General features: G+C 75.2%; 9 protein-coding genes. 3 read left to right on the forward strand and 6 right to left on the reverse strand.

Annotation, left to right across the window (positions count from 1 at the left end; genetic code table 11):
* Positions 1-4: 4 nt before the first annotated feature.
* The 6 genes from WCD41_RS07510 to WCD41_RS07535 form a co-directional block, all read right to left on the reverse strand.
* The gene (locus WCD41_RS07510) at positions 5-2,110 is read right to left on the reverse strand and encodes an Hsp70 family protein (RefSeq protein ID WP_337712782.1); all 2,106 of its coding nucleotides are present in this window, start codon (positions 2,108-2,110) and stop codon (positions 5-7) included.
* A gap of 147 nt (positions 2,111-2,257) precedes the next feature.
* Positions 2,258-3,724 carry a dynamin family protein gene (locus WCD41_RS07515; protein WP_337712783.1) on the reverse strand — a complete coding sequence of 489 codons (1,467 nt, stop codon included), beginning with the start codon at positions 3,722-3,724 and terminating at the stop codon, positions 2,258-2,260.
* 323 nt (positions 3,725-4,047) lie between these two features.
* Positions 4,048-6,150 (reverse strand): dynamin family protein, encoded by a 2,103-nt coding sequence (locus WCD41_RS07520; RefSeq protein ID WP_337712784.1) that lies wholly within the window; start codon positions 6,148-6,150, stop codon positions 4,048-4,050.
* Positions 6,147-6,347 carry a hypothetical protein gene (locus WCD41_RS07525; RefSeq protein WP_337712785.1) on the reverse strand — a complete coding sequence of 67 codons (201 nt, stop codon included), beginning with the start codon at positions 6,345-6,347 and terminating at the stop codon, positions 6,147-6,149. Before WCD41_RS07525 ends, WCD41_RS07520 begins: the two co-directional genes overlap by 4 nt.
* An 86-nt stretch (positions 6,348-6,433) precedes the next feature.
* On the reverse strand, positions 6,434-7,822 hold the full coding sequence (locus WCD41_RS07530; protein WP_337712786.1) for a hypothetical protein: 1,389 nt from the start codon (positions 7,820-7,822) through the stop codon (positions 6,434-6,436).
* A 229-nt stretch (positions 7,823-8,051) separates the two neighbouring features.
* The gene (locus WCD41_RS07535) at positions 8,052-9,266 is read right to left on the reverse strand and encodes a lysylphosphatidylglycerol synthase transmembrane domain-containing protein (protein WP_337712787.1); all 1,215 of its coding nucleotides are present in this window, start codon (positions 9,264-9,266) and stop codon (positions 8,052-8,054) included.
* 215 nt (positions 9,267-9,481) lie between these two features.
* Here WCD41_RS07535 and WCD41_RS07540 point away from each other — a divergent pair, with 215 nt between their 5' ends.
* Genes WCD41_RS07540 through WCD41_RS07550 form a run of 3 tightly spaced genes read left to right on the forward strand, consistent with a single transcriptional unit; the run spans position 9,482 to position 12,941 of the window.
* A complete protein-coding gene (locus WCD41_RS07540) occupies positions 9,482-10,543 on the forward strand; it encodes a hypothetical protein (protein WP_337712788.1) in 1,062 nt (353 codons plus the stop codon).
* Positions 10,544-10,561: 18 nt separating this feature from the next.
* Positions 10,562-11,449, forward strand: coding sequence for a hydroxymethylglutaryl-CoA lyase (locus WCD41_RS07545; protein ID WP_337712789.1), 888 nt, complete (start codon positions 10,562-10,564; stop codon positions 11,447-11,449).
* Between the two features lie 19 nt (positions 11,450-11,468).
* Entirely contained in the window at positions 11,469-12,941 is a 1,473-nt protein-coding gene (locus tag WCD41_RS07550; protein WP_337712790.1) for an aldehyde dehydrogenase, read from the forward strand.
* Positions 12,942-12,971: the final 30 nt, after the last annotated feature.

The following is a 12,971-nucleotide window of genomic DNA, read 5'->3' on the forward strand; positions in this document are numbered from 1 at the left end:
CCCGTCAGCAGCAGCCGGTCCCGTCAGTCCCGCCCGTCCCCGACCCGCCGTCGGTGCTGCCGGTGGAGTCACCGTCGGTGCTCGAGGTGCCGCCCGGGTCGTGCGTGGTCGGGGGCGTCCAGGTCGAGTGCCCGCCCCCGCCGCCGGAGCCGCCGCCCGACCCGGACCCGCCACCGCGGCCACCCGTGCCCCCGGCACCGCTGCCGCCGCCCGACCCGCTGCCGCCCGCGCTCCCGCCACCGGACCCGGAGCCCCCGGAGCCGCCGGTGCCCCCCGATCCTCCGGCGTTCGGGTCAGCGGCCGGGGCCGTCGTCGGCAGGGGCGTGGGCGCGACGACCTGCGACGGCGCGGGCACGGGCGGCGTGGTGCTCTGCGACCCGACGGTGGTGTAGACGAGCGCGCCGCCGCCGATGAGCAGCGCGACCAGGACCAGCCCCACGAGGACGAGGGGCCGCCGCCGGCCGCCAGGCTCCGACGACCCGCCGACGGGCGCGGCCTCCGGGGGCGCGCCCGGGCCGACGGCGGTGGTCCGCGCGTCCTGGCCGCCGACGACGGTCGTCCGGGGGTCGTGTCCGCCCACGGCGGTGGTGCGGGCGTCACGGCTGCCCGGGGCCATCGTCGTGCGGGGGTCGTGCCCGGAGGCCGCCGCCGGGTACGGCACGCGCCCGGTCGAGCCGGCGTTCATCGGCACGCGCGGGTCGTGGCCCGGGACGGCCCGCGTGGGGCCGGTGCCGGTGCGCGGTCCGGCAGATCCGGCGGGTCCGGGCGAGCCACCCGCTCCGCCCCGACCGTGCGGGCCCGTGCGCCCTGAGACGGGGAAGCCGCCGGTGGCCGGCCGCGACGCCGTCCGCGGGGCGCCCGACATCGTGGTGACCGGGATCAGCCCGGAGCTCGGCCCCGTCGACGACCGGCCGGAGCCTCCGCCCGTCGGTACCCCGCCGGGCGGGGTGCGTGGGCCGACCGGCGGCACCGGCGTGCGGTAGGGCGCGCCGGAGGTCGGGAAGACGGCGGTGTGCGCCGGGCTCGCGGCGCCCGGACCCGTGGCGCGGGACGGCGGCTCCACGAGCATGGCCGCGCCGAGCACGATCGCGTGCTTGGGGTGCGCGTCGACCGCCGTGGGCTTGCCCAGCTCGGCCGACACCATGCGGGCGACGAGCGGGATGCGGGAGGACCCGCCGACGAGCAGCACCGCGTCGAGCTGGTCGGGCTCGACGCGCGCCGAGTCCAGCGCGCGGCCCAGCGCGGTGATGGTGGCGACGACCGACGGGCGGATCATCTCCTCGAACTCGCCGCGGGTCAGCCGGACCTCGGTCTGCAGCTCCGGCAGCAGCACCGGCACGGTCGTCTCGGTGTCAGAGGACAGCGCCTCCTTGGCCAGCACGCAGTCGCGTCGCAGCCGCACGATCCCGCTGGTGGCGGACGCGTCGGTGGGGTCGAGCGCCGAGACCGCGCCGTCGAGGCAGCGGTCGACGTGCGCGTAGACGGCCTCGTCGAAGTCGATCCCGCCCAGGCCCTCGACGCCCTCGGGCTCGCCGAGGATCTCGAAGCCCCCGCCGGTGGTGCGCAGGACGGTGGCGTCGAACGTGCCCCCGCCGAGGTCGTAGACGGCGACGGTCCGGCCCTCGCCGATCCGCTCGTTGGTCGCGTAGTGCGCGGCCGCGGCCTCCGGCTCGGTGATCATGGTGACGTCGTGCAGCCCGGCCAGGCGCGGGACCTGGGCGAACAGCTCGCGCTTGTAGTCGCCCCAGTTCGCGGGGTGGGTGAGCCGCACGGCGGTGGGGGCGCCGCCCTCGCGCTCGCTGATCTGCGCCACGACCTCGCGCAGCTGGGTCGCGAGCAGGTCGCCCGCCGAGTAGGGCGTGCCACCGAGCAGCAGCGGGGTGGGGTCACCGAGGCGGCGCTTCACCTCGCGGGCGACGCGGTCCGGTTCGGACGACGCCCGCCGGTCGGCGGCGTCACCGGTGAGCACCCCGCCCTCGGGACGCATGAAGACGACCGAGGGCATCGCGGTCGAGCGGTCACCGAGGGAGGCCATCTCGACCCGGCCGTCACGGACGACGGCGGCCGCCGTGAACGTCGTGCCGAGATCGACACCCAGGCCGTACGCCACCGGTTCCTCCTCGCCGCCGCGCCGTGTGTGCTCGACGCGACATCCACCCTGCCCCGCGACGCCTCACGCCGTCATGAGCAGCCGACTACTCACCTCATCGCCGCAGCCCCGCACGGCGTTGCTCACCCTCCTGCCGCACTCTCGTCCTCACCCCGCCGCCCGGCCAGGGGGTCCTCCCCCGTGACGGGCGCGCGTCAGGATGCCCTCGCAGGTCCGGGCGAGGGTCCGGGCGGCGTCGCGCACGTCCCGGGCGCTGCCCGGGTGCTCGGCGCGGCGCTGCCAGCGCCCGAGGCTCGCCGTCGCCGCGCGGGCGAGCTCCTCGCCGCGGGCGTCGTCGGGCAGGCCCAGCCGGGTCGACGGGTCGAGCCCGTCGCCCCCGAGCAGACGCTCGGCCTCGGCCCCCTCGTCGCCGGGGAGCACGACCTTGCCGGTGTGCAGCCGGTCGAGCAGGCGCACCTCCGCGAACTCGTGGGCGCCCGCCAGGATCTGCTCCATCTCGCCGCGCAGCGCGGCCGCCGCCGGCACCGGCCAGCGCCGGATGACGCCCTCGACGGCGGTGATCGCCGACTGCGCGCGCAGGACGTCGGCGCGGCCCGCGAACCGGGTCACCAGCACGTCGCGCATCGGCCCGAGCCCGCTGTGGCGCACCAGCTCGCGGGAGAGCTCGCCGGCCGTGGAGACCGTGCCCTCGCGCAGCAGCCGCACCGAGAGGCGCAGCCCGAACAGGCCGTAGCGGTCGAGCAGGACGGCCCGGCGACGGGCCTCGACGTCGACGTCCTCCGCCTCCGCGGTCGCGAACCGCGACGCGGAGAGCAGGAGGCGGTCGACGTCGGCCACCGGTGCGGTGGCGAGCCTGCCCAGCGCGCGGAACTCCTCCTCGCGCAGCGTCGCGGCGCTCGAGGCGAGCAGGCCGGCGACCGGCACGACCGTCTGGCACAGGCCGCGCAGGCGGGGGTCGTCGCGGTAGCGGCCCGCGATGGTGGCCGCGCTCTCCAGGGCGTCCGGGCGGGCGTGGCCGACCTCGTCGGCCCGGGCGAGCACGCCGACGGTGTTGATCGCGCGGCGGTCGGCGGGGTCGTCCCGGAACGCCTCGAGGAAGCGCATGTCGGACGCGTGCACGTGCCGCATGAGGTAGACGACCGCGTCCACCTCGCCGACCCCGCCCGCGCCGGGCGCGAGGGCCTCCTCGGTGCGGCGCGACAGCTCGGCCGACAGCGAGTCCAGGCCCGGGGTGTCGATGAGGGTCATCGTGCGCAGCGCCTGCGAGGGCCAGTCGACGAGCAGGCGGTCGACGTCGTCGGCCCCGAGGCGGCCGAGGTCGACGTCGAGGAGCCCGCCCGTCGGGCCGGGCGGGAGCTGGCGCCGCGACCCGTCGCGCAGCTGGGCCTGCACCCGGTAGGTGTGGCCGTCGCGGAACCACGTGACGATCCGCGTGCACTCCCCCGCGTCGGTCGCCGCGAGCTCCTGGCCGACGAGGGCGTTGAGCAGCGTCGACTTGCCGGCCTTGAGACGGCCGGCGATCGCGACCCGCAGCGGCTCGTCGAGGCGTCGGGTCGCGCGGTCGAGCATCGGCTCGGCGGGGCCGCCCCGGTAGATCGGGGCGACGCGGCCCATGAGGGTGCGGACCCGGTCGAGCAGCGGCGACGAATCGGGCGTCGGGACACCGGGCGCCCACGGGCGGCCGCCCGGCCCGGGCGGGCCGGTGCGGGGCGGGTTCGTGGCGGGGTGACGGGGCGGCGCCGGGCGGGCCGGGACGCCCCGTCCGGGGGGCGGCCCGTACGCCGGTCGCCCGTGACCGGGCGGCGGCAGGGGCGGCCCCGTGCGCGGCGGCCCCTGGTGTCCGGGGGGCGGCCCGTACGGGCGGCCACCGGGCGGACCGGGCGGTGGGCCCGGCGGGCGCGGTGGCCCGGGTGGCCCCGGTGGCCCTCCCCGGCCGGTCACGAGGCCCTCCCCGCGGCGGGCGCCGGGGCGGTGCGCCGCAGGTGCTCGGAGAGGTCGTCGACCCGCGCCCGCACCAGCGCCAGGGACTGCAGGTCCTGCTCGATGCGCTCGCGCTGGCCGGTGTCGGACTTGCCGGCCTGGACCGCGGTCTGGGCGGCGGTCATCGCCGCCGTCGCGGCCCGCTGCAGCTCCCCGACGCGCACGGTCCACGCCGTGCGCAGCTCGCGCTGCACGTGCCGGACCGCGTCCCGGGAGTCCTTCCCGACCTGGCTGATGAAGTCGTCGGTGTACTTCCGCACGCCGGTCCGGGCCTCGCTGCGCCGCTTCTCGAGCGCCTTCTTGCGCTCCTCGCGGACGCCGAACGCGCCCATGGCGCCGCCGAGGATCAGCCCGGCGGCCATCGGGATCCCGAGCCCGGCCATGTTGGAGACCATCGTGAGCATCACGACCCCGCCGAACACCTTCTGCAGGATCGGCAGCTTGATCATCTGCCGCAGTCCCGACGGCGCGAACTCGACGTCGAGGTTCAGCCGCCCCATCACGTCGGCCGGGGCGTTGACGCTGCGGGCCGTGATGCGGGACTCGGCGGCGTCCAGGTGCTGCTCGACGGTGATCGCCACGTCCTTGGCGCGGCGGACGAACAGCGCGTAGTTCTCCATCGCCTCGGCCGCGAGCCGCCGGCGCATCCAGTCGGCGAACTCCTCCCAGTTCTTCGCGGGATCGCCGGCCTCGATCGCCTCCTCCGCCTCCTTCTGGACGGCCTTGGCGCGGGCGCGCAGGTCGAAGTCGACGTCCGAGGAGATGTCGGAGAACCCGTCGGCGAGCACCGACTGCCACTTGGTGCCCTTCTCCCGCAGCCCGTCGGCGCGCTCCTTGGCGGCCGCCAGCTGTGCGATGAGGGCCTCCTGACGTGCGGGGTCGACCAGCGCGTCGCGGCGCGCCCTGGCCGCGGACTCGAGCTGCGCGAGCGCGGACGTCACCTGGATCATCACCGAGCGCACGGCGATGTGGGCCGCCTCGTCCTGCACCCGCTCGAGGCGGGCGAGCAGTTCGGGCGCGCCGGACTCGACGTCCAACTCCACGTCGCCGGACGCCGAGGCGATCCGGCGCAGCTCCGAGGAGAACGGGAAGATCTCGATCCGGACGCCCGCGCGGTGCAGGTGGGCGTGGTTGCGCTCGCGGATCTTCTCCCAGTGCGGCGAGAGGTCGGTCTTGGTCAGCACCATGATCACGTTGGGGCAGAGCTCGACGACCGCGTGCAGGAAGCGGACCTCGGGGTCGGTGAGCTCGCGGGACGCGTCGCTGACGAACAGGCACGCGTGCGAGCGCGGAAGGTCGGCGACCGCACTCTGGTGCGCGCCGCCCAGACCGCCGACGCCGGGGGTGTCGACGAGCACCGTGCCGCCCGCGAGCACCGGCCGGTCGATCCCGACCGACACCGACGCGAGGCGGCGGGTGTTGCCGGGGTTGCCCGCCTCCGAGGCGTAGGACGCCACCTCGGCCGGCGTGATCGTCTCCGTCCAGCCCGCGCCCTTCGAGCCGGGCAGGGCCTCGAAGTGGGCGCTCGCCGTCGGCGCGGTCGCGTGCCGCACCTCGGTGGGGACGGCGGTCGCGATGTCGTCGTCGACCGGGCATATCTCGGCCTCGATCAGCGCGTTCACCAGCGAGCTCTTGCCCTGCTTGAACTCGCCCACGACCGGGATGCGGATCGCCGTGTCGGTGAGCAGCCGCTTCGCGGTCTTCAGCCGCGCGACGAGGTCGTCCCGCTCGTAGGCGGTCGCCGCCTTGATCGCCATGTCGACCGTGTCGGACGCGTGCTTGACCGCGGCGCTCGGCGCCTTGCTCGTCGGCGCGGTCGACTTCGCGGGCGCTTTCGCCATCGGCTTGGGCGCCGCCACCTCGGCGGGCGCGGCCGACGGCGTGGAGGACGACGTGGCCTTCCGCTGGGTCTCCTTCTGCTGGGTCTCCTTCTGGGACTTGCGCTTGGCCGCCGCCTCCTCACGGTTCTTCCGGGCGGCCTCCGCGCGCTCGAGAGCAGCCTGGCGCGCCTTCTCGGCGCGGGCCTGGACCGCCTGCGGGTCGGTGGCGTCGGTGGTCATCGTGTCGTCCCGTCGTCGCCGTCGGACCGGAAGATCGAGCGGACCGGGCCGTCGGACGCGATCGCCGCCGGCTGCTCGGGCTCCTCCTCCGGCAGGACCCACGGGCTCGCAGGCTCCGCGCGCGCCGTGTCGTCGCGGAAGATCGATCGCCGTCGCCGCTGCCCGGGCAGCGTGCCGTCGGCACCCGCGTCACTCACCGTTCCTCCTCGTCCTGCCCTCACCCCGTCGGACCGACACGTGGCCCCGGCCGGGATCCCGGCCGGGGCCACGTCCTCGCCTCGGATCAGCTCACGCCCGCCATGTCGTCGGACGAGTCGTTGCTGCCGCCGTCGTCGCCGGCGTCGGCCTCCGCGTCGGCGTCCGCCTCGTCGTGGGCCACGGGCGTCGCCTGCTGCTCGAGGCCCTCGTCGGCGTCGGCCGGGCCCTGCGCGGCGTCGTCGCCGGGCTCGTCGCCCTGGCCGTCGGCGCCGGCCTGGCCGGCGTCGTCGGCGGCGTCGTCGGCGTCGTCCTGCCCGTCCTCACCGGTCGCCAGCGGCTGGGTGCCGTTGAAGTCCGGCTGGCCGTCGCCGTCGGCGTCGACCGCGCCGTCGGCGTCGTCGTCCTCGGTCTCGGTCTCGGTCTCGCCGGTCTCCTCGCCGGCCGGCGGGGTGACCGGCGGGGTGGCCGGCTCCGTCTGGTCGGTGTCCTCGAGGTCCTCGGTCTCCTCGGTGTCCTCGGTGTCCTCGGTGTCCTCGGTGTCCTCGGCGGTGTCCTCGTCCGACGCGGGCGGGGTGGTCGCCTCCGGGGGGTCCTGGCCCTCCGCGTCGTCGGGCATGTACGGCCCGCTCGGGTCGGCGTCGCCGTCCGGGTTGTACTCCGGGTTGTAGCCCTCGGGGTTGTGCTCCGGGTTGTAGCCGTACGGGTAGTACACGGGGTGCCAGCAGTAGGGCTGGTAGACGGGGTTCCAGCAGTAGGGCTGGTAGGTGGGGTGCCAGCAGTAGGGCTGGTAGTCGGGGTTCCAGCCGTAGGGGTTGTAGTCCGGGTGCCAGCAGTGCGGGTTCTGGTCCGGGTGGTAGCCCTCGGGGTTGCGGTCGGGCTCCCAGCAGTGCGGCTGGTGCACGGGGTGGTAGCCGCAGGGGTTGTAGTCCGGATGCCAGCAGTTCGGGTTGTGGTCCGGGTGGAAGCCGTCCGGGTTGTACTCCGGGTGCCAGCAGTTCGGCTCACGGTCCGGGTGGTAGCCGCACGGGTTGTGCTGCGGGTGCCAGCAGTGCGGGTTGTCGACCGGGTCGTACGTCCACTGGTCGCTGGGGTGCCAGTCGCTCGGGAGGTCGTGCGTCTGGCGCCACTGGTCGAGGAACTCGCAGGTGCCCGGGCAGCCCTGACCGTGCGAGGGGCAGTGGTAGCTGCCCGGCTCGGTCTCCGACGTCTGCGAGGTCTCCGGCGGGAAGTCCCCGTTGGAGTAGTAGTGCTTGGTGCCGAACTGGTCGAGCCAGTACCCGCCGTCCGGACCGCCCGGGTTGTCGTCGCCCTCGCCGGAGAAGATCAACTCGCCGTCGGGCTGGTCGGTCCCGGGCTGGTCGGTGACGTCGTCGCCGGGGGGCTGGGTCTCCTCGCCCTCGATCGGGTCGCGGCCGGGGGTCTCGCCCTGCGCGAAGCCCGGGTTGGTGACGCGCGGATCGGTCGGAGTGGTCATGTCGGTTCCCTTCGGCTCGGGTGCGGACCGGGGGTCCGACCGAGGTGCTCGTCGGTGATGGGAACCAGCGTGGCGCGCGCCACGTCACCGGTCATGAGCACGTGAGTACTCGACTGCTCGGGCCCGGTGCCCGGGAAGTACTCCCCCGCGGACCGCCCTCCACCCGGGACGGGGTGGGGTGTACCCCCGCCGGGCGGGGGAAGGCCCCCGGCGCGGGAAGCCCGGGCGGTCAGCGGTGCCGGTGGCCGCGGCCGTCGTCGGCGCGGAGCTCGCCGGTGGACGGGCCGGAGCCCGAGCGGCCGATGGGCCCGGTGGCGGCGCCGGTGATCGCGCCGGTGTCCCCGGAGGTCTCCGTGCGGCCGTCCTGCTCCTCGTCCGCCTCGTCCGCCTCGTCCACCTCGACCGCCGACGGGGTCTCGCGGGCGTGGACGACGAACCACGCGACCCACCCCGCGACGGCGACGCCGACGAAGCTCACGAGGCGGTAGAGCAGCACCGCCGCGAGGGCGGGACGCGAGGGGACGCCGCCGGCGACGAGCGCCGCCAGCAGCGCGCCGTCGACGAGGCCGAGACCGCCGGGCAGGAACGCGGCGCTCGACGCGGCGGTGGCGGCGGCGTAGGCGACGAGCACCAGGGCCAGGGTCATGCCCCGCGCGCCGACGGCCGCGCAGCAGGCGGCGAGGCACCCGATGTCGAGGATCCAGTTCGCCAGTGCGGAGGTGCCGACGACGAGGCGGCCCTTGCCGCGCAGCTCGATGAGCTGGAGCGCGGCGATCTGCTCGGCGAGCTCGGGCACGCCGCTCTCGCGCGGCTTGCGACGCACGCGGTTGACCAGGCGCAGCCCCCACGAGCCGGCCGTGACGAGCAGGCCCGGCCGCTTGGCCACGACGATCACGCCCGCGCCCAGGGCGGCGACGCCGACGATCTGGAGAATCAGCCAGGGCAGCGAGGTCGGGCGGCCGCCGACCACGAGCGCGGAGCCCAGCGCGATCGCGGCGAGGGCGAGGCTGGCCGCGACGCCGCCGGCGACCATCGTCCACGTGGTGGCGGGGCCGGTCGCGCCCCACGCCCGGCGCCGCTTGTAGGTGTAGGCCGTGGACAGCGCCGCGCCGCCGGGCACCGTGAGGTGCAGGGCGTTGGCGGCGAGGGTGGCCATCGTGACCGCACCGAGCGAGACCCGGACGGCGGCGGCGACGAGCAGCCGGTGGTGCAGGATCGAGAACGCGAGCAGCGCGCCGGCCTCGCACGCGACGGCGACGGCGACCCACATCGGGTCGGCGCCGATCAGCGCCGCGCCCGCGTCCTTCACCGTCGGCCAGACGATGACGATGCCGGTCGTGATGGCCGCCGCCACGACCAGGGCGGTCGCGATCCGCAGCAGTCTGCGGGTGCGCGGGGAGGCGCCCGTCAGTCCCGTCGACGCAGTCGTCACGGTGGCGCTCACCCCTCCAGTGTCCTCCTGGTCGGACGTTCACCGATGGGTGACCGATCACGTCCGGCCGCACGCGTGGCCGCCACCGGAGATCACCCGACCGGTGATCGGCCGGCGACGAGCGGTCTCCGTGTGCCGCGGTGACATGCTGCCCGATGACCTCGGGGCACCGACCGCGCCCCCGTCTCGTCGGGGTCACATCGAGGTCACGCCGAGGAGGAGCCGCCATGACCCGCCGCGTGGACAGCGACCTGTTGCTGGTCGGGAGCCTGCCCGTCGACTCGACCGACGAGGGGTTCCGGCGGGGCGCCGAGCTCTTCGCCGACCGGGTGGCGGCGCTGCCCGACGGCGAGTCCGGGCCCCGGGGCGCCTGGGTCGGCTACGACCGCACCACGCTGCTCGAGCCGCACCCCGACATCACGGTGCTCGCCCCGACCGCGTCGCCGACGGGGCGCGCCCGGCACGCCTACGAGACCGCGCGTCTGACCGTCCGTGAGGGCGTCGGCTCCCTGCGCTTCGACGCCTGGCCGCGCGTCGCCGAGACGCTCGCCTCCTACGAACGGTTCGCCGCCCTCCGCGCCGAGGGCGTGATCCCGCCGCACCTGCGCTTCCAGGTCGGCCTGCCGTTCCCGTCGAGCGTCTTCACCGGAGCGTTCAAGGACGCGTACGCCCGGGACTGGGTGCTCGTCGGGCCGGCGCTCGAGGACCTCTGGGCGCGGGCGGTCGACGAGCTGCTCGCCGTGATCCCGGCGGCGGACCTGGCCCTGCAGTGGGACCTCGCCTACGAGGTGATCGACATCGAGGGCGTCGTCGGCTGGACGGAGGGGGACGCGTGGGAGCGGTTCGCCGGTCCCTGGTCGCGCCTGGCCCCGCGGGTGCCCGAGGAGGTCCTCTTGGGCCTGCACCTCTGCTACGGCACGTTCCCCGAGTGGCCGATGTTCGAGGCGCGCGACATGGACCTGATCGTGCGGATGGCCAACCACGCCGTCGCCCACGCCGGACGCCCGCTGGACTGGGTGCACCTCGCGGGCCCGCGCTACCTGCGCAGCGAGGACGACCGCTTCTTCGCGCCGCTGGCCGACCTCCGGGCCCCCGAATCCCGGGTCTTCCTCGGGATCGTGCTGCCCATCGACGGCGCCGACGGGCTGCGCCGACGGCAGGCCACGGCGTCGCGGCACCTCGCCGACTTCGGCGTCGCGCAGTACTGCGGCATGGGTCGGCAACGTGGCGAGGATCCCGCGGCGACGCTGCGCGAGCACGCCGCGGTGGTGGCCGCCGTCCGCGGTTGAGGGGCAGGATCGGACCCCGTGGTCGGCATCGTGGAGGTGAGCCCGCGCGACGGGCTCCAGAACGAACGGGCGCTGCTGGAGACGGGCGCGAAGATCGAGCTGATCGAGCGGGCGGTGTCCGCGGGCGCCCGGCGCATCGAGGCCGTGTCGTTCGTGCACCCGAAGCTGGTGCCGGCGATGGCCGACGCGGAAGCGGTCATGGAGGGCCTGCACCGGGCCGACGGGGTCTCCTACATCGGGCTCGTGCTCAACCGGCGCGGCTACGACCGCGCCGTGCAGGCCGGGGTCGACGAGGTCAACGTCGTCGTCCCGGCGTCCGACGGGTTCGCCGAGGCCAACCAGAACTCCACGACCGAGGCGCTGACCGAGGTCGCCGAGGAGGTGCTCGCCGAGGCTGCGGGGCGCGACCTGTTCGCGTCGCTGACGATCGCGACGTCGTTCGGCTGCCCGTTCGACGGCGAGGTCGACCCGGACCGCGTGGTCGAGGTCGCCCGCCGCGGCGCGGCCGCCGGGGCGAAGGAGATCGCGATCGCCGACACGATCGGCGTCGGGGTGCCCACCCAGGTCCGGACGCTGCTCGACGGGGTGCGATCGGTCGCCCCGGACGCGCTGATGCGCGCGCACTTCCACAACACCCGCAACACCGGGTTCGCCAACGCCGTCGTCGCGCTCGAGTGGGGCGTCGACTGGCTCGACTCGTCGGCCGGCGGGATCGGCGGCTGCCCGTTCGCCCCGGCGGCGACGGGCAACATCGCCACCGAGGACCTCGTCTACCTGCTCGACCGGATGGGCCACCCCACCGGTCTCGACCTGGACGCGCTGCTGCCGATCGCGGGCTTCCTGTCCGACCAGCTCGGCTACACCGTCCCCGCCCTCCTGCCGCGCGCCGGCACGTTCCCCTCCTGAACCCCACGGAGAGTCATCCATGAGCGAGCTCGAGCAGCTGTCCATGCTGATCGGCGGCAGGCCGACCGGCGCGATCTCGGGGAGGACGTTCTCCTCCGAGAACCCCTACACCGGGCAGGCGTGGGCGGAGATCCCCGACGGCGGGACCGAGGACGTCGACGCCGCCGTCGGCGCCGCGCGGGCCGCGCTGGACGGCGAGTGGGGCCAGATGACGGGCTTCGCCCGCGCCGCGCGGCTGCGCCGGCTGGCGGAGCTGATCGGGGAGAACGCCGAGCGCCTGGCCCGCCTGGAGGTCAACGACTCCGGCAAGCTCTACCGCGAGATGCTCGGGCAGCTGCAGGGCCTCGGCGGCTGGTACCACTACTACGCGGGCCTGGCCGACAAGATCGAGGGTGCGCAGATCCCCTCGCCGAACCCGAACTACCTCGTCTACACCCGCCGCGAGCCCGTCGGGGTCGTCGCGGCGATCACGCCGTGGAACTCGCCGCTGCTGCTGATGAGCTGGAAGGTCGCGCCGGCGCTGGCCGCGGGCTGCACCGTCGTGATCAAGCCGTCGGAGCACGCGCCGGGCTCGACGCTGGGGTTCGCGGAGCTGATCTCCCAGGCCGGGATCCCGGACGGCGTGGTCAACGTCGTGACCTCCTCCACCGGTGCCGCCGGCGCCCATCTCGCCGCGCACGAGGGTGTCGACAAGGTCGCGTTCACCGGGTCGACGGCGACCGGGCGCAAGGTGGCCGCGGCGGCCGCCGAGAAGCTGCACCCCGCGACGCTCGAGCTGGGCGGGAAGTCGCCGCAGGTCGTGTTCCCGGACGCCGACCTGCAGGCCGCCGCCAACGGGCTCGTGGCCGGGGTGTTCGCCGCGACCGGGCAGACGTGCATGGCGGGCTCGCGGCTCGTGGTGCACGAGGACGTCCACGACGAGCTGGTGCGGCTGGTGGCCGAGCGGGCGTCGCAGATCAAGCTCGGCGACCCGTTCGGCGCGGACACCGAGATGGGTCCGGTGGCCAACAAGATGCAGTACGAGAAGGTCGTCGGCTACCTCTCCACGGCCCGCGACGAGGGCGCGACGGTGGCGTACGGCGGCGTCGCCGACGAGGGGCTGGGCGGCTACTTCGTGCAGCCGACCGTGCTGTCGGTGAAGCCGACCGACACCGTCTTCCGCGAGGAGGTGTTCGGCCCCGTGCTCGCCGCGGTGACCTTCACCGACGAGGACGACGCGATCAAGCTCGCCAACGACACCCCGTACGGGCTCGCCGGGGCGGTGTGGACCAAGGACGTGCACCGCGCGCACCGGGTGGCCGCGAAGATCAAGGCCGGGTCGGTGTGGATCAACGCCTACCGCGTGGTCGCGCCGAGCGTGCCGTTCGGCGGCTTCGGCGACTCGGGCATCGGCCGCGAGAACGGTGTCCACGGCATCGACGCCTATCTCGAGACCAAGGCCGTCTGGGTGGAACTGACCGGCGGCACCCGCGATCCGTTCACGTTGGGCTGACGTTTCTATGTGAGTGAAATTCTGGGCTAT

The sequence above is a fragment of the Actinomycetospora aeridis genome (genome assembly GCF_037400275.1).
GTDB lineage: Bacteria > Actinomycetota > Actinomycetes > Mycobacteriales > Pseudonocardiaceae > Actinomycetospora > Actinomycetospora aeridis.